This is a genomic window from Pseudomonas sp. MWU16-30317 (assembly GCF_020515695.1).
Classification (GTDB): Bacteria; Pseudomonadota; Gammaproteobacteria; order Pseudomonadales; family Pseudomonadaceae; genus Aquipseudomonas.
Genome location: NZ_JAIWJA010000003.1, coordinates 739,099 through 754,844 on the forward strand (window position 1 = coordinate 739,099; position 15,746 = coordinate 754,844).

The window sequence follows — 15,746 nt, forward strand, 5'->3', positions numbered from 1 at the left end:
AATCTGTTCCCGACGCCCTAACCCATGCCTGATGGGGCTGGTCGCCATAAGCATGTGAATGTCGCAGATAGAAAAGTCATTCGTGTGCGGCGCCCCCATTATCGCTTCCATGAAGGCCGACCGTCGGCCGTGGAGATGAGCATGTCCAATCCGTTCCTGAACCCGGTAACTACCCAGACCTGGGCCAATGGTCGACACATTGTCCGTTGCGTCAAAGTCATCCAGGAAACCTGGGACGTGCGCACCTTCTGCTTCATGGCCGACCAGCCGATCATGTTCTTTTTCAAGCCGGGGCAGTTCGTCACCCTGGAGCTGGAAATCGAAGGCCAGCCGATCATGCGCTCGTACACCATCTCGAGCGCGCCGTCGGTGCCTTACAGTTTTTCGGTGACCATCAAGCGTGTGCCGGGCGGCAAGGTCTCCAACTGGCTGCACGACAATCTGCACGAGGGCCAGGAGCTGGCGGTGCACGGGCCGGTGGGCTTGTTCAACGCCATCGACTTTCCGAGCCCGAAGGTGCTGTACCTCAGCGGCGGGGTCGGGATCACGCCGGTGATGTCGATGGCGCGCTGGTTCTACGACACCAACGCCAACGTCGACATGGTGTTCGTGCACAGCGCCCGCTCACCCAAGGACATCATCTACCACCGCGAACTGGAGCACATGGCGTCGCGGATCGATAACTTCAGCCTGCACCTCATTTGCGAGAAGCACGGGCTGGGCGAGCCTTGGGCGGGGTATCGCGGGTATCTGAATCACAAGCTGCTGGAGTTGATCGCGTCGGACTTCATGGAGCGCGAGATCTACTGCTGCGGACCGACGCCCTACATGAATGCGGTGAAGAACCTGCTGCAGAACTGCGGCTACGACATGACCCGCTATCACGAGGAGTCGTTCGGGGCGACGCCGCCCGAAGCCCGTGCCGATGCGGTCGAGCAAGCGGAGCAGGCGGCCGATGCACCGGAGGTGGCACAGGGCGAGTTGCACCAGGTGGAGTTCACCGCCTCGGGCAAGAGCATCCGCGTGGCGCCCGGCGAGACCGTGCATGCGGCGGCGGCCAAGCTCGGGATGATGATCCCCAAGGCCTGCGGCATGGGTATCTGCGGGACCTGCAAGGTACTCAAGCTGGGCGGCGAGGTGGTGATGGACCACAACGGCGGGATCACCGAGGAAGACGAAGCCGAAGGCTACATCCTGTCGTGCTGCAGCGTGCCGAAGGGGGATGTGAGGATCGAGTATTGATCCGGGTCGGTGGTGGGCCCTTCGCGAGCAAGCTTTGCTCCCACAGGGCCAGCCGCGCCGACGAAAGCAGCCGGCGAGCCTGGCACCTGTGGGAGCAAGGCTTGCCTGCGAAGAGGCCGGCAAGCACGGCGATGATCTTCGAGGCTCACCGTCGACTCTCGATTACACCTTGAACCGCGCCACCATCCCGTTCAAGTCCACTGCCAGGCGCGCCAGCTCATTGCTGGCGGCGGTGGTCTGATTGGCACCCGCTGCCGATTGCACCGACAAGTCCCGAATGTTCACCAGGTTGCGGTCCACTTCGCGGGCGACCTGCGCCTGCTCTTCGGCAGCGCTGGCGATCACCAGGTTGCGCTCGTTGATCTGCTGCACCGCACCATTGATGGTATCCAGCGCCAGGCCCGCGCCCTTGGCGATGTTGAGGGTCGATTCGGCCCGCTCGGTGCTGTTGCGCATCGAGCCGACGGCCTTCTCGGTGCCGCCCTGGATGCTGCCGATCATGCGTTCGATCTCGCTGGTCGACTGCTGAGTGCGATGGGCCAGGGCCCGCACTTCATCGGCGACCACGGCGAAACCACGACCGGCTTCACCGGCGCGGGCGGCTTCGATGGCGGCGTTGAGGGCCAGCAGGTTGGTCTGGTCGGCCAAGCCGCGGATCACGTCGAGGACCTTGCCGATATCGCGAGATTCTTCCGCCAGGTTGCCGATCAGCTCCGAAGTGCTCTGCACGTCAGCGCTCATGCGCTCGATGGCACCCACGGTTTCCATGACCAGGTCGCGACCGTCGCCTACCGAATTGGTGGCTTCGCGGGAGGCTTCGGAAGTGCTCACGGCGTTGCGTGCAACTTCTTCCACGGCGCTGGTCATCTCGTTGACCGCCGTGGCGGCCTGTTCGATTTCGTTGTTCTGCTGCACCAGGCCGCGGGCGCTTTCGTCGGTCACGCTGTTCAGCTCTTCGGCGGCCGAGGCCAACTGGGTGGCCGAGCCGGAAATCCGCTGCAGGGTGTCACGCAGCTTGCCCTGCATCTTTTGCATGGCGGTCAGCAGGCGCGCGGCCTCGTCGTTGCCGGTGATGTGGATCGGCCGAGTCAGGTCGCCTTCGGCGATCTCTTCGGCGGCGTTCACGGCCTGATTGATCGGCTGCGTGATGCTGCGGGTCAGCAGCCAGGCGAACAGGAAGGTCATGAACGTGGCGATGGCCAGCATCACCAGCACCAGGGTGAAGGCCGAGGAATATTGGTCGCCGGCGGCCTTGTTGGTATCCGCGGTCTGCTGGGTGTTGATCTTCACCAGCTTGTCGAGCACCACGTTGACCTGCTCGGAGTTGGCAAGCATGTCGGTGTTGAGCATGTTGCGCAGCTCTTCGACCTGTCCGGCGGCGGACAGCGCCTTCATCTTGCTTTCAAGCTGGCGGTACTGGCCCAGCAGGCGCTTGTACTCTTCATAGGTGGCTTGCTCTTCAGGGCCGCCGATCAGTTTTTCATATTTGGCCTGGGCCTTGGCGATCTGCTCGTTGCGCAGGTCGAAAAGCTGTACGGTCTTTTGCTGGATATCCGGCTCGCGGTTGAGCAGCAAGCGGTAGGACAGCACGCGCAGGCGCAGGGTCAGTTGGGTGAAGTCATCCAGGCTGGTAATGCTGGGCAAGCTGTTGGCTTCGATTTCCACACCGGCTGAGCGGATCTTGCTCATCTGGCTGAGGGCGAATACGCCGAGGATGATCATCAGGATGCCGATCAGGGCGAAGCCGAGCAGCGAACGGGCTGCGATATTCATGGAACGTAGAGACATGGGGTAATACCGGGGGGAGAGGCGATCCGTGCGAAGTAAGAGAAAGCAATGACAGGGCTATCGTCAGGAAGGGGCAACTCTTGAGGCGTGTCAGCTGAACGGCGCCATTATTTTGCAATTACCCATTGGTCTGACGTTGACGCCCTTGGGGAACCCAAAGGGCACAGTCGAGTCCATGGGGCGGCTTCTTATTTCGGTGTCGCTGAAATTACCTGTCACTAAATTCATCAGTAAAACGGTGGTTTGCCTGGCCTGAAAAGGCCTTTTTCCTTATCGTGTGCCACCCATTAATTCTAGAGAAATCAAAATGTTGGAATCATCTCTCAGTCAACTCGAAACCTTGGTCGGCGAACTCGTCGAGCAAAACCGCCAACTCCAAGCGAGCAACAGCCAATTGGCCACTGAACTGCGTTCCAGCCAGGACGAAAACGAGACGCTGCAGCTTAATCTGCTCGAACAGGAAGAGAAGCACGGCAGCACTGCGGCGCGTATCCAGGCGCTGGTCGAGCGGGCGAGCGCGGTCAACGCATGAGTGGCGCGGCAGAGACGGTCAAGGTTGTTTCAATCCTCGGCAACGACTACTCGATCAAGGCGCCCGCCGTTGAGGCCCAGGCGATCGTCGATGCCGCCGAACTGCTCAAGGCCACCCTGGCCGACACCAAGCGTAAATACCCAACGCTGGTGGGCGATAAATTGCTGGTGCTGACGGCGATGAACCTGTGCTCCAGGCAACTGGAGCTGCAGCGGGATCACGCCGCGGCGTTGTTGCGCTATCAGGCGCAGGTGGATGCCACCGTCGAGGCCGTGGCGCGCACGCTGGAACGGGACTGATGCGCCGGGCATTCGCGCTTGCCCTGCTTGATACAAGCCTGTACGGCTGATCCGGCTCCTGCCGGGTCTCCCCTGCGCCCTCACGCGGCGTTCGATCTGATCACTCCTGCTCGCCGCTCTTGAGGCAGGCGCCTGGATGATGCATACGGTGCGACTCCCGCTGCGCGTGTTCAACTAATCAACATGCATCTCCCGCTGTTCGCTACCCTCCGTCACATTGAACCGATACACCCGCCCCGGCACTTTATCGAACGCGAATGTCTTGCCGGGCATCACATGATGCAGGCGGGTGGCCTCGCAGTTGCGTTCATCGCTGGCCGAACAATCACGAAAATGATCGAGCATCAGGGTGCTGTTGCCCGCGTTGTGGACGCTGTAGCGCGTTGCGGTTTGCTCGATGCGCGTGTCGAACTGGGTGTTGGTGGGGCGCACGAAAAAGATCGCACCGTAGCTGGCCATGACGTTGACGCCGGCGCTCATGCTGGCCTTGTAGGCTTCGCGCTCTTCGGCCGATACCGCGAACTGATCTTCCTTCTCCGGGATCACCGGCACATACCTCACTCGAAAATAGCGCTCGCGATCGCGCTCGCCCATGTACAGCAGGCGGGTCGCCTGCATGCCGTTGACCGGGATGATCAACCGCGCCGGGCTGGCGACCAGGCCTTTGCGTTGTTGGGCGGGGCCATCGATGGTGAGGGGCACCTCTGTGCGGGAGCCATCGGCGGCGTAGTGGATCTCGGCGATGTTGACCCTGACGAACGCCGTGCTGTCACCGCTGTTGTAGATACGCTTGAGGTAGGTGGATTGCGCGCCATCGAGATAATCGAAAATGTTCCCGATGTTGATATTGGGTGCAGCTTGGGTGGTGACCGCCAAGGCGCTCAGGAGCGCGGCGAAAGCGAACTTGTACATGATCGAATGCTCTGGATGGGTGCAGGGGGGTCAAACCTGGGTGGGGTGGCTGGCATCGCCTTCGATGCGCTTGAAGTGCAGGACGCGCCCGGGGGTTCTCTCGAAACGGGTGGTCTTGCCCGGCATCACATGTTGCAAGCGGCTGGGGTCGCAGACCGGCTCGTCGCCCGCCGAGCACTCCTTCAAGTCCTCCAGCACGACGGTGCTGTTGCCCGCATTGGTCAGGCTGTAGTGCGTGTCGGTTTGCTCGATGCGTGTGTCGAAGCGGGTATGCGTGGGCCGCACGATGAAGATCGCGCCGTAGCCTGTGAGGACGTTGATGCCAGTCTCCACAGCCGCTTTGTAGGCCTGTCGCTCATCCTCGGGCACCGCGAACTGGTCGTCCTTTTCGGGCACCACCGGGATGTAGCGCACGCGGTAGTAACGTTCCCGATCACGCTCGCCCTGAAACAACAGCCGTGTGGCTTGCATGCCCTTGGGCGGGATGATCAACCGCGAGGGGGTGGCGATCAGGCCCCGGCGCTGGCCATCAGGCGCGCTGTGCAGGGGTGTTTCCAGGGGGCCGTCTGCGCCGTAGGTGATTTCATACAGGTCGACCCGTACGAAGGCGGTGCTGTCGCCACTGTTGCTGATGCGCTTGCGGTAGCTGGACTGGGCGCCGTCCAGGTAGTCATAGACCGTGCCGATATAAATGTCGGGCGCGGCGGTGGCCGACAGGCTGAGGGCTCCCAGCAGGGCGGCGAGGATGAATTTATACATGGCACGGATCCATTGTTTGACTGGCGAGCATCAGGGTATGAGGAACGAATCCCACACTACCGTGACGTTGCCGGAGTAGGTGGTGTCGGGGTACGTCAGCATGTCGTTGACATCGCTGCGGGCGACTTCGAAGTGCAGATTGCCGGTCTGGTCAGCCACGTAACGGCTCGCCAGGGCAGTGACGTCATCGATGGTGGAGAGCAGCTTCCTGCTGACCGGGCCTCCGGTCAGTTCGTGCATGCCGGCGGGGAGGGTGATGCGCGTTTCCACGGGGACCCGGTGGCCGGCCGGATTGGCGATGGCGCAGTTGCCGCCCATCAGGTACTGGCACTCGATACGCATTTTCACCGGCCCGGAGCTGGTGAACTGGAACGGTTGGTCGCGAATGATCCGTTCGGGGCGTCGGCCACCGTTAAGCCAGGGGATCCAGCCGCCCTCGGGTTCGAGGGCCAGGCGGTCGGCGCCGGGCGGGAATACGGCGCGCAGGTGGTGGGAAACGGTGAGGGTTATTTTGATATTGAGGTTGGGGTCGTATGGGAGCAAGTTGTCGCCGAAATCGAAGTCAGCCCCTGGGCCGAGGGTGTACAAATAATCGGCTTCCCAGATACCCGCTGCCATGTTCAGCGGCGTCGGAGTGCGTATTTCATACATCAGCTCCAAAGCGTAGATGTGGAGTTGGTCCAAATCGAACGCAGTCTGTTTCGCACATTCAGCGACTACGGGCATTTGCCAGAAGAATCGGATGGTAGTGTCTCCGTCGACGCGGTGCAGTCGGCTGGTGCAGGGCGAGGGCGGGACTTCCAGCCCCCCACCGTTCCATAAAGCGCTGTGAGCAGCCGTCACGTCAGGAATACCGGTCGCGAAGGTCGCGTTAGGCGCGATCCTGAGTTCTCCGCCAAAACTGGTGAATCGCAGCTGCACAGTGCTCGTTTGGCCTGTGGTCGCATGCTGCACTGTGATATCACGCCAATCGGCCGGGAGTTTGATGAAGAAACTTTGTCGGGGATCAGGATTATTAGCGATGATTGGTGTTTGATTCGCGAAGCGTCCAGGGAAGGTGATACTGACATTCCCGTCACAAATGGCGGGCATGGTCCCGCACAGGTAGCCCGGCGCCGAGGTGTTGGTAAACACATTGTTGGTGGGATCGGCCAGCGAAGGCACGAACTCTGCGGTAATCCTTGCGTTAAATGCCATAGCCGACTCAGCTGCCATCAACACGCAACCCAGCCCCAAGGCTTGCACCCAACCTTTGAAAAATTCAGTAGTCACTTCAAATATTCCTGTGTTTTAACCCGCGGTCTCGACCGCCGGGGTTGCGGCGGCCACTTCGGCCGTCACGCAACGCAAATCACCCACCATCAGCACGTCGTTCTCACGGTTCAGCTGGGTTGGGTCCAAGGTAAAGGCGCACACGCGCTGGTCGTTCTTGCGTACTTCAAGCGTGGGCGTGCCTTCGCTCATCTCCAGGGAGAAGAAGCCGTCCACCTCGGTGACGCTGCGGCTGGCGTGGTTGACGATGTGCTGGCCTTTCATGGGGCGGCCGTTGGCATCGAGCAGGCGGCCGAGCACGGTCATGGTCTTCATCACCCGCACTTTGCTGTAAGCCACGCCGCCTTTGTTGAGGTGGTAGCGGGCGCGGGGCGGCTGGATGTTGGCGGCGGGGGCATGGTTGCCCTGGAAGTCGAACTGCACGGTGCTGTCGCGGTAGGCCGACACCGGTACGAAATTGCGCCCCGGCTTGAGGATCGTGCCGGTGCCGCTGAGGTCGTCGGCGCGCAGGGTGATGGTGTCCAGGTCGGATTCGACGTCGATGATCATTCCGGCCTGCTGCTGCGTGCTGCTGCCGGTGAGGGCGACCTTGCCGCCACCCACCACCAGGTTGCTGGTGAGGTTAAGTGCGCCGGTGAGCGCGTTGTTGTAGGACGAGCGCTGCAAGAACACGTCGCCTTCGGCCAGTGGTGTGTGGAAACGCCCGGAGCCGCTGAGGCCGATGCCGTAGGTGTCGGTGGTGGCCGTGGCCGAGACGCTGGTCAGCGGGCCGCTTTGCAGTTGCTGCTGGTAGCCGATGCTGGCGTTGCGATCGCTGTTGCCTTCGCGGTCGGTGCGGGTGCCGAGGCTGGCGTTGAGGCTTTTGCCCTGGCCGCCGACAGCCAGGGTGACACGCAGGTCGACGCCGCGGTTGCGCTCGTTACCACTGCTGATGCTGGCTGGGCGATCAAAGACCGAGAGTTGCCAGGTGGCGGCGTTGCCGAACAGGCGGCCGTGGCGCAGCCAGCTGAGGTCGATGGCCGAGCCCTGGATCTGGCCCTGCGTGTAGGAGTAGCGGGCGTTGAGGCTGTGGGTCGAGCTGAGGCGATGGTTGAGCGCCAGCGATGAATTGCTGACCGGGCCGTTGTAGAGATAACGCTGGCGCACCTGGGTGCCATCGATGAGGGTCTCGTAAGTATTGCGGTTGTCGAGCCAGCTGCGGTTGTGACTGGCGATCAGGTTGCCGCTGCCGTAGTTGTGCAGGGCCTGCACGTCCATGCCGGTGCCGTGGTCCTGAGTCTTATAGAGGTTGGCGTACAGGTTGGAAGCGCTGCCTACGCCTAGGTCGAGGGAGGTGCCCAGCTGATTGCGTGCCTTGACCTGACGGGCCGACAGCCCGACCACGGCGCGTGGATGGAGCAGGTAGTTGACGGCCGCACCTGCGGTGGTGCCAGCATCGGGTTGTGGGTCCCAGCTGCTGAGCAGTTGCGTTTCGCGGCCCAGAAAGGTGTTGAAGCGCCAGCGCTGGTCGGGGTTGCGCCAGTTGTTGGGTTTGTACACCAGCTCGTCGGTGCGGGATGTCTCTTGGCCGTCTTCGAGCAAACGCACTTCGACGTCGTAGATGCCGCCGGGCAATGGCCGGGTGTCGAGGGTCTGCAGGCCGGGTTGCACTTGCTGGGTGTTGATCAGCACGCCGTCGCGATAGATCTCGACCACGGCTTCGCGGTTGGCGGTGACGTACAGCGGATACACCGCGGCCTTGGTGCCTTCGACGGCGAGGCTGTCGGAACTGCCCAGCATGACGCCCATGACTGTGTCGGGGCTGGCGCCAAAGGTGCGCGGCTGGCGGCTCAGGCCTTCGGCGGTGGGCATGAAATAACCCAAGCGCACGAAGCTGCCTTTGCGTTCGGTCTGGGTGTGGAGTTCATGCAGGGCGTATTGGGTCTGGCCGTATTGGCCGCCGGTCCTGTTGGCCTGCATGTTGGCGGTCTGCGTCCAGTTGCCGAGGCTGGCGATGGCTTGCAGGCCATAGCGGCCACCCATGTCCTGATCCTGGCCGCCGGAGAGGTTCAGCTGGTTGCGCAGCATCACGCCGGTGCTGCCCTGTTCGGGCAGGTGGTAGAACTGCGACTCGGCGGTGGCGCGTTCGACGTTGCGGGTCACCAGGGCCAGTTCGGAGTTTTGCAGGCTGTAGTGCACCGCGAGCAGGCCGTTGTCGCAAGCGGTTTGACAGGCACCCAGGGCGACGCCTTGTTGCAGCCGGGCGCGCCAGAGGTCGCGCTCGGCGGGGCCGATGTCGCTGTCGCGGGTGTCGGTGAAGTCGAGCAGGGTCACGTGGTCATCGCGGGACAGCACCACCATGGCTTCACCGAGTTCCTTGTTGTCCAGCACGATGCGCACGGCCAGCGGTACGTCGAAAAAGTGTTCTTGAAATTCTTGTGGCAAGCCTTTCGCCTGTGCCAGCAGACTCGGTTGCGCAGCGGGCGGTTCTGATGCGGCGACGGGCATGCCCACGCAGGCGATCAGGGCTATCGCGCTGGCGAGCGGCGTCATACGGAACATGGCAAATCCTTGGCGGGTGTGGTCTAGCGCGTTGCCCCGCGACGACGACACGGTTGCGGGGGCAACGAGGGGTTCAGCTCAGAGCGGGTGCGTCATTGAGGAATGACGCGATCAAGGAACCAGGACAGCGTCGAAGGCCAGGTTGACGTTGCCCACGTAGGTGCCTTCCTTGTAGCCACCGGTGGTGGGCTTGACCGGATCGATGTCCAGGTAAACCGTCGGCGACAGGGCAGCCTCGGCTTTGGTCAGCACGGCTACAGGGGTGGTGGTGAGGGCGACACCATTGAACTTGACGCTCAGGTCGATGGTTTCGGTGGCGCTGCTCAGGGCGGGCAGATCCAGTACCGAGGCTTCGATGCTGCCAGCGGTGTGCTTGGCGTAGAAGGCGGCGCGCAGGGATTCGAGGGATTCGGCGCCGGGGTTCCACTTCAGGTTGTTGACCTTGGAGGTCAGGTCCGGATCGACTGGCTGTACCATGAACGAGGACGACGGCACGCTGGCTTCAAGCTGGATGGTGTGGCGGACCTGTGCGGCCTGACTGCTTACGGAGGCGGCGAGTGCCGCGATGGCGAGGGGAGCAAGGACAGCATTTTTGATCAAAGACATGGAATTTCCCTTTGGTGTGGACAAACTTGAACGGTCCCAAACCCTTACAGCACGTGGCCTGTAGCGGTTTCGACGGTGCGGACTTTAAGGTGAATTCCGAGGGGGAAATATAGGACAAGTCTTAAAATGAAGCGCGCTAATGTTTTTTGTCGCGGTAACTTTTTACGAAGCTAAATACCCCTCGTTTTAAGGGGCAGACTGGCGGTCGATGGATTGTCCTGACTATTACAAGTATTTGTATACAATCGGCACGACAGTTGCAGGCTCCCAGATACACACTTTGGGGGTTCTCCATGCAGTTCTGGCGACGCAGTATCCAGTGGCAGCTGATCTTGAGCATGGGCACTGCCCTGCTGGTCAGTATTTTGATCGTGGTCGGCATCTATACCGTGGTGGTCAACCGCCTGGCGCAGACCTATCTGCTCGAGACGGCCATGCCGGCCAGCATCGAGGCGATGCGCAACGACATTGAGCGGATTCTGGTGCGCCCACTCACCGCCGCCGAGGACATCGCCAGCAACACCATGGTGCGCCAGTGGCTGGCCGAGGGCGAAAACGGTGCTCAGGTGCCGCAGTTTGCGGGCTATCTGGATGGCGTGCGGGCGCAGCACAAGGCATTCACTGCGCTGATCGGGTCGGCGGCGACCAGTCGTTATTACACCGAAAAAGGCCTGGACCGGACCCTCAGCCGTACCGAAGCGAAGGACGCCTGGTTCTACGGTTTTCTCGACAGCGGCAAGCCGCGCACCCTTAATATCGATAACGACACGGCCACCGGCGCCTTGACGCTGTTCATCGACCTGCGCGTGGAACAGGCCGGCAAGTTGCTGGGTATCGCGGGGCTGGGTTTGAGCATGGACGAGCTGTCGGGCTTGATCAAAAACTACAGCTTTGGCGAGCGCGGCAAGGTGTATCTGGTGCGCGGTGATGGCTTGATCCAGATTCATCCGCAAACCGATCTGAGCGGCAAGCGTCAGTTGGCGGAGCAGATTGGCGCGCAGGCGGCGCAGTCGGTGCTGGGCAAGTCGGTGCTGAGCACCGCAAAGTTTCAGCGCGGTGGCGAGGACTATCTGGCCTTGAGTCTGCCTTTGCGGGATCTGAACTGGACACTGGTGGCCGAGGTGCCCGAGGCGCAGATCTACGCCCAGGCGCGGCAGGCCATGTGGTTGACCAGTCTGATCGGCCTGGGTGTGGCGCTGGTGTGCTTGCTGTTGGTGGTGTGGCTTGCGCGTAGTCTGGTCAAGCCGATTCGCCAAGTGACCACAGCGTTGGTGGCGATCGGCAGTGGCGGGGGGGATTTGACCCATCGGCTGGATGACAGCCGCGCGGATGAGTTGGGGGATCTGGCGCGGGGTTTCAATCGGTTTTTGGGCAGTCAGCGGGACATGATCGCGGATGTGTTGAGCACCAGCGAGCGCTTGCGCTCGACCGTGGGGCAGGTGGCCCGGGTAGTGGATAACACCGCAGATCGCGCCGGGCGCCAGCAGGAGATGACCGATATGGTTGCCACGGCGGTGCATGAGATGGGGCTGACGGTGCAGGAGATCGCGCAGAACGCCGGCAATGCGGCCAGCGCCTCGCAGTCAGCGCGCGATGAGGCGTTGCAGGCGCGGGAGGTGGTGCGCGGGTCGATCGTGCATATCGAGGGCATGAGCGACGAGATCGGGGTGGCGTCGGCGGCGGTGGGTGAGCTGGCGACCCAGGTGGCGTCGATCGATCAGGTGCTCGCGGTGATCCGCGGGATTTCGGAGCAGACCAATTTGCTGGCCTTGAACGCGGCGATCGAGGCGGCGCGGGCGGGGGAGATGGGCCGTGGCTTTGCGGTGGTGGCGGATGAGGTGCGGACCTTGGCCAAGCGTACGCAGCTGTCGACCGACGAGATTCAGCAGATGATCGCGCGCTTGAAGCAGGGCGCGCAGAACGCCGTGTCGTCAATGCAGACCGGGCAGGCGGCAACCGGCACCGGTGTGCAATCGAGTCAGCGCACCGGGGCGTCGTTGGCGGCGATTACCGAGCAGGTCGAGCGGATCAGCGATATGAACCATCAGGTGGCGACGGCGACCGAAGAGCAATCGGCGGTGACCGAAGAGATCAACCGCAATGTGCAAGGGATTTCCGACCTGGCCCGGGCGACAGCGGGCGAGGTAAGGGATTGCCGCGAGGAGTGTCGAGCGTTGACCGGGTTGGCGGATGATCTGGCGCGGCAGATGGGGGGATTCAGGCTTTAACGCGGGCTCGGATTTTTGTAGATCTACTCTGTAGCGAGGGGGCTTGCCCCGGATTGGGCGTATCAGGCACGAATCGGTGTCTGGGCCGTTTTCGGGGGCAAGCCCCCTCGCTACAGGCGTCGTGCGCGGTGAGCCTGTCACCCGCCTTGCATCACCGCTCGGATGTCCGCCGCCAGGGCGTGAACGCGCGCTTCTTGCGTATCCCACGAGCACATGAACCGCGCGCCACCTTCGCCAATGAAGGTGTAGAACCTCCAGCCCTTACCGCGCAACGCTTCCAGTGCTGCTTCCGACATTTGCAGAAACACCCCATTGGCCTGCACCGGGAACAACAACTCCACGCCGGGGATGTCGGCTGTCAGCTGCTTGAGCAGTTGGGCGCTGGCGTTGGCGTGGCGAGCATGTTTGAGCCAGGCGTCGTTTTCCAGCAGGCCGACCCAGGGTGCCGAGAGGAAGCGCATCTTCGAGGCCAGTTGGCCGGCCTGTTTGCAGCGGTAATCGAAGTCGGTGGCCAGTTCGTGTTTGAAGAACAGGATGGCTTCACCTACCGCCATGCCGTTTTTGGTGCCGCCGAAGCACAGCACGTCGACGCCGGATTGCCAGGTCAGTTCGGCCGGTGTGCAGCCGAGGAAGGCGCAGGCGTTGGCGAAACGGGCGCCGTCCATGTGCAGGTTGAGGCCCAGTTCCTTGCAGGTGGCGCTGATCGCCTTGATCTCGTCGGGGGTGTAGACGCTGCCGCACTCGGTGGCCTGGGTGAGGGTGACCACGCGCGGTTTGGGGTAGTGGATGTCCTGACGCTTGAGGGCCACTTCGCGGATGGCGGCGGGGGTGAGTTTGCCGTCTTCGGTGCGGGCGGTGAGGAGTTTGGAACCGTTGGAGAAGAATTCCGGGGCGCCGCATTCGTCGGTGTCGACATGGGCGGTTTCGGAGCAGATGACGCTGTGGTAGCTCTGGCACAGTGACGACAGGGCCAGGGAGTTGGCCGCAGTGCCGTTGAAGGCGAAGAAGACTTCGCAGTCGGTTTCGAACAATTGGCGGAATTGATCGGCGGCCTTGGCGGTCCATTGATCGTCGCCATAGGCGCGCTCGTGACCGTGGTTGGCGGCTTCCATCGCTGCCCAGGCCTCCGGGCAGATGCCTGAATAGTTGTCGCTGGCAAACTGCTGGCTTTGCTCGTTCATGGCCGGTTCCTTGTGATCGATGATGGGGCACTTTAGCGGGAAATGCGGCGTGTGCGTATCGGTAAATGGTGGTGAAGCCGAGAGCCTCTTCGCGGCCGAACGCGCACCCTTGCTCCCACAAGTGTACGGCTCAGGTGCTGCTTGCACTGTGGGAGCAAGGGTGCGCGTTCGGCGGCGAAGAGGCCGGTACAGCCACACAAACGCCATAGGGAAACCCACATGCAGGCAAATCGCGACACGGCACTGGATGCCCTCAAGTGGCTGGCCATGCTGAGCATGGTGCTCGACCACCTGCGCTACATCGGCGATTCACTGGACCCGCTGTATATCCCCGGTCGCCTGGCGTTCCCGTGGTTTTGCCTGGCGATTGCGGCGCATCAGGCGCGGCGTGATCGAACCGCACCGTTGCCGTGGCGGTACCTGGGCTGGATGCTGGCGTTCACGCTGTTGTCGGAATGGCCGTATCGGCTGTTCGTCGTACCGGCTGAAACACTCAGTGTCATGCCCACCCTGACGCTCGGCCTGCTGGTCGCCAATGCGCTCAGGCAACGCACGCCCTTGGCCCTCGCGCTAGGCGCGCTGGCATTGGGCGTGGCGGCGCGCTGGAGCGACGATTTGATGTTCGGTCTGCCCGGCGTGCTGCTGCCGGCGGTGATGTGGCTGGTCTATAAGCGCCCGCTGGCGTGGCAGATCCTGCCGGGGCTGGTGTGCCTGTTGGCGAACGTGTGGCTCGAACTGCTCGATCAGTCGATGCAGGGCTATTGGGTGGCCATGGCGGGCATCGCCGCCTGCCTGCTGGCGCCGGCGCTGGGCATGTCGCTTTTACGTCAGCGCCTGGCTGTGGCTATCCCGCCTTTGGGCCGTTGGGGCTACGGTTTCTACCCGCTGCACTTCCTCTGCTTGTGGGCGCTGAAGGCCCTGATTCTGGGGCCTGCAGCGTCTTGACAGGGCTCAATCCATCCCGCCACCGACAGCCATGTCGTAAACGCACCTTTGCGTGGCGTGCGTAGGCATCTGAGCCGCACGCGCCAGCCCTACCATCGCATCCATAGGGCGGCCTTCCCGTGGGGGCCGCTGACCTGATGCCACAGGCGCGACGCCGCCGCCGGGAGAACCCTGATGTTCAGCAAACAAGACCAGATCCAAGGTTACGACGACGCCCTGCTGGCGGCCATGAACGCCGAAGAGCAGCGTCAGGAAGATCACATCGAACTGATCGCCTCGGAGAACTACACCAGCAAGCGCGTGATGCAGGCTCAAGGCAGCGGCCTGACCAACAAGTACGCCGAAGGCTACCCTGGCAAGCGTTACTACGGGGGTTGCGAGCATGTCGACAAGGTCGAATTGCTGGCTATCGAGCGCGCCAAGCAGCTGTTCGGTGCCGATTACGCCAACGTCCAGCCGCACTCGGGTTCGCAAGCCAACGCTGCGGTGTACCTCGCCCTGCTGCAGGCCGGTGACACCGTGCTGGGCATGAGCCTGGCCCACGGCGGTCACCTGACCCACGGCGCCAAGGTGAGCTTCTCGGGCAAGCTCTACAACGCCGTGCAGTACGGCATCGATACCGACACCGGGCTGATTGACTACGACGAAGTCGAGCGTCTGGCCGTGGAGCACCAGCCGAAGATGATCATCGCCGGCTTCTCGGCGTATTCGAAAACTCTGGATTTCCCGCGTTTCCGCGAGATCGCCGACAAGGTCGGTGCCTATCTGTTCGTGGACATGGCTCACGTGGCCGGTCTGGTCGCCGCCGGTCTGTACCCCAATCCGTTGCCCTACGCTGACGTGGTCACCACTACCACGCACAAGACCCTGCGCGGCCCCCGTGGCGGCTTGATCCTGGCCAAGGCCAACGAAGAGATCGAGAAAAAGCTCAACTCTGCGGTGTTCCCTGGTGGTCAGGGCGGCCCGCTGATGCATGTGATCGCGGCCAAGGCGGTGTGCTTCAAGGAAGCCCTGGAGCCGAGCTTCAAGGCCTATCAGCAGCAAGTGATCGACAACGCCCAGGCGATGGCTGGCGTGTTTATCGAGCGTGGCTACGATGTAGTGTCCGGCGGCACCGATAACCACCTGTTCCTGGTCAGCCTGATCCGCCAGGGCCTGACCGGCAAAGAGGCCGACGCCGCCCTGGGCCGCGCGCACATTACCGTCAACAAGAACGCCGTACCTAACGATCCACAGTCGCCATTCGTGACCTCGGGCCTGCGCATCGGTACGCCGGCCGTCACCAGCCGTGGCTTCAAGGTCAGCCAATGCGTGGCGCTGGCCGGCTGGATCTGCGACATCCTCGACAACCTGGGCGATGCCGACGTCGAGGCCGATGTGGCCAGGAACGTCACCGCCCTGTGCGCCGACTTCCCGGTTTACCGCTGAGAGCCTGTCTGGA

Annotated in this window: 13 protein-coding genes; 6 read left to right on the top strand and 7 right to left on the bottom strand. The window is 62.5% G+C overall.

Annotated elements, in window-relative coordinates:
- The first annotated feature begins 141 nt into the window (after nt 1-141).
- Nucleotides 142-1,242, top strand: coding sequence for a glycine-betaine demethylase subunit GbcB (gene gbcB / locus LIX93_RS12295; RefSeq protein WP_226504304.1), 1,101 nt, complete (start codon nt 142-144; stop codon nt 1,240-1,242).
- A 162-nt stretch (nt 1,243-1,404) separates the two neighbouring features.
- On the opposite strand, the gene LIX93_RS12300 is transcribed toward gbcB, so the two are convergent.
- Complete coding sequence (locus tag LIX93_RS12300; protein WP_226504305.1) at nt 1,405-3,030, bottom strand: methyl-accepting chemotaxis protein; 1,626 nt, start codon at nt 3,028-3,030, stop codon at nt 1,405-1,407.
- Between the two features lie 307 nt (nt 3,031-3,337).
- Between LIX93_RS12300 and LIX93_RS12305 the strand changes: the two genes are divergently transcribed.
- On the top strand, nt 3,338-3,562 hold the full coding sequence (locus LIX93_RS12305; RefSeq protein ID WP_226504306.1) for a hypothetical protein: 225 nt from the start codon (nt 3,338-3,340) through the stop codon (nt 3,560-3,562).
- Nucleotides 3,559-3,861: a cell division protein ZapA gene (locus tag LIX93_RS12310; protein WP_226504307.1), complete on the top strand. Its 303-nt coding sequence runs from the start codon at nt 3,559-3,561 to the stop codon at nt 3,859-3,861. Before LIX93_RS12305 ends, LIX93_RS12310 begins: the two co-directional genes overlap by 4 nt.
- Nucleotides 3,862-4,035: 174 nt before the next feature.
- On the opposite strand, the gene LIX93_RS12315 is transcribed toward LIX93_RS12310, so the two are convergent.
- The 5 genes from LIX93_RS12315 to LIX93_RS12335 form a co-directional block, all read right to left on the bottom strand.
- Nucleotides 4,036-4,773, bottom strand: coding sequence for a molecular chaperone (locus tag LIX93_RS12315; RefSeq protein WP_226504308.1), 738 nt, complete (start codon nt 4,771-4,773; stop codon nt 4,036-4,038).
- 30 nt (nt 4,774-4,803) lie between these two features.
- Nucleotides 4,804-5,532, bottom strand: a complete 729-nt coding sequence (locus tag LIX93_RS12320; protein WP_226504309.1) for a molecular chaperone — start codon at nt 5,530-5,532, stop codon at nt 4,804-4,806.
- A gap of 30 nt (nt 5,533-5,562) precedes the next feature.
- The gene (locus LIX93_RS12325) at nt 5,563-6,804 is read right to left on the bottom strand and encodes a hypothetical protein (RefSeq protein ID WP_226504310.1); all 1,242 of its coding nucleotides are present in this window, start codon (nt 6,802-6,804) and stop codon (nt 5,563-5,565) included.
- A gap of 18 nt (nt 6,805-6,822) precedes the next feature.
- Nucleotides 6,823-9,345 carry a CS1-pili formation C-terminal domain-containing protein gene (locus LIX93_RS12330; RefSeq protein WP_226504311.1) on the bottom strand — a complete coding sequence of 841 codons (2,523 nt, stop codon included), beginning with the start codon at nt 9,343-9,345 and terminating at the stop codon, nt 6,823-6,825.
- 111 nt (nt 9,346-9,456) lie between these two features.
- A complete protein-coding gene (locus tag LIX93_RS12335; protein ID WP_226504312.1) occupies nt 9,457-9,951 on the bottom strand; it encodes a CS1 type fimbrial major subunit in 495 nt (164 codons plus the stop codon).
- Between the two features lie 293 nt (nt 9,952-10,244).
- Between LIX93_RS12335 and LIX93_RS12340 the strand changes: the two genes are divergently transcribed.
- A complete protein-coding gene (locus tag LIX93_RS12340) occupies nt 10,245-12,179 on the top strand; it encodes a methyl-accepting chemotaxis protein (protein ID WP_226504313.1) in 1,935 nt (644 codons plus the stop codon).
- 137 nt (nt 12,180-12,316) lie between these two features.
- Here LIX93_RS12340 and LIX93_RS12345 read toward each other — a convergent pair whose 3' ends face one another.
- Nucleotides 12,317-13,360: a low specificity L-threonine aldolase gene (locus LIX93_RS12345; protein ID WP_226504314.1), complete on the bottom strand. Its 1,044-nt coding sequence runs from the start codon at nt 13,358-13,360 to the stop codon at nt 12,317-12,319.
- Between the two features lie 219 nt (nt 13,361-13,579).
- Here LIX93_RS12345 and LIX93_RS12350 point away from each other — a divergent pair, with 219 nt between their 5' ends.
- Both LIX93_RS12350 and glyA read left to right on the top strand, forming a co-directional pair.
- Complete coding sequence (locus tag LIX93_RS12350) at nt 13,580-14,305, top strand: TraX family protein (protein ID WP_226504315.1); 726 nt, start codon at nt 13,580-13,582, stop codon at nt 14,303-14,305.
- Between the two features lie 174 nt (nt 14,306-14,479).
- Nucleotides 14,480-15,733, top strand: coding sequence for a serine hydroxymethyltransferase (gene glyA, locus LIX93_RS12355; RefSeq protein WP_226504316.1), 1,254 nt, complete (start codon nt 14,480-14,482; stop codon nt 15,731-15,733).
- Nucleotides 15,734-15,746 lie beyond the last annotated feature (13 nt).

Excerpts from the sequence above, each read along its gene's own strand:
- LIX93_RS12350 (WP_226504315.1), top strand. The coding sequence starts at position 13,580 with ATGCAGGCAAATCGCGACACGGCACTGGATGCCCTCAAGTGGCTGGCC.
- LIX93_RS12315 (WP_226504308.1), bottom strand. The coding sequence starts at position 4,773 with ATGTACAAGTTCGCTTTCGCCGCGCTCCTGAGCGCCTTGGCGGTCACC.
- LIX93_RS12330 (WP_226504311.1), bottom strand. The coding sequence starts at position 9,345 with ATGTTCCGTATGACGCCGCTCGCCAGCGCGATAGCCCTGATCGCCTGC.
- LIX93_RS12345 (WP_226504314.1), bottom strand. The coding sequence starts at position 13,360 with ATGAACGAGCAAAGCCAGCAGTTTGCCAGCGACAACTATTCAGGCATC.
- LIX93_RS12310 (WP_226504307.1), top strand. The coding sequence starts at position 3,559 with ATGAGTGGCGCGGCAGAGACGGTCAAGGTTGTTTCAATCCTCGGCAAC.
- LIX93_RS12320 (WP_226504309.1), bottom strand. The coding sequence starts at position 5,532 with ATGTATAAATTCATCCTCGCCGCCCTGCTGGGAGCCCTCAGCCTGTCG.
- gbcB (WP_226504304.1), top strand. The coding sequence starts at position 142 with ATGTCCAATCCGTTCCTGAACCCGGTAACTACCCAGACCTGGGCCAAT.
- LIX93_RS12305 (WP_226504306.1), top strand. The coding sequence starts at position 3,338 with ATGTTGGAATCATCTCTCAGTCAACTCGAAACCTTGGTCGGCGAACTC.
- glyA (WP_226504316.1), top strand. The coding sequence starts at position 14,480 with ATGTTCAGCAAACAAGACCAGATCCAAGGTTACGACGACGCCCTGCTG.
- LIX93_RS12335 (WP_226504312.1), bottom strand. The coding sequence starts at position 9,951 with ATGTCTTTGATCAAAAATGCTGTCCTTGCTCCCCTCGCCATCGCGGCA.
- LIX93_RS12300 (WP_226504305.1), bottom strand. The coding sequence starts at position 3,030 with ATGTCTCTACGTTCCATGAATATCGCAGCCCGTTCGCTGCTCGGCTTC.
- LIX93_RS12340 (WP_226504313.1), top strand. The coding sequence starts at position 10,245 with ATGCAGTTCTGGCGACGCAGTATCCAGTGGCAGCTGATCTTGAGCATG.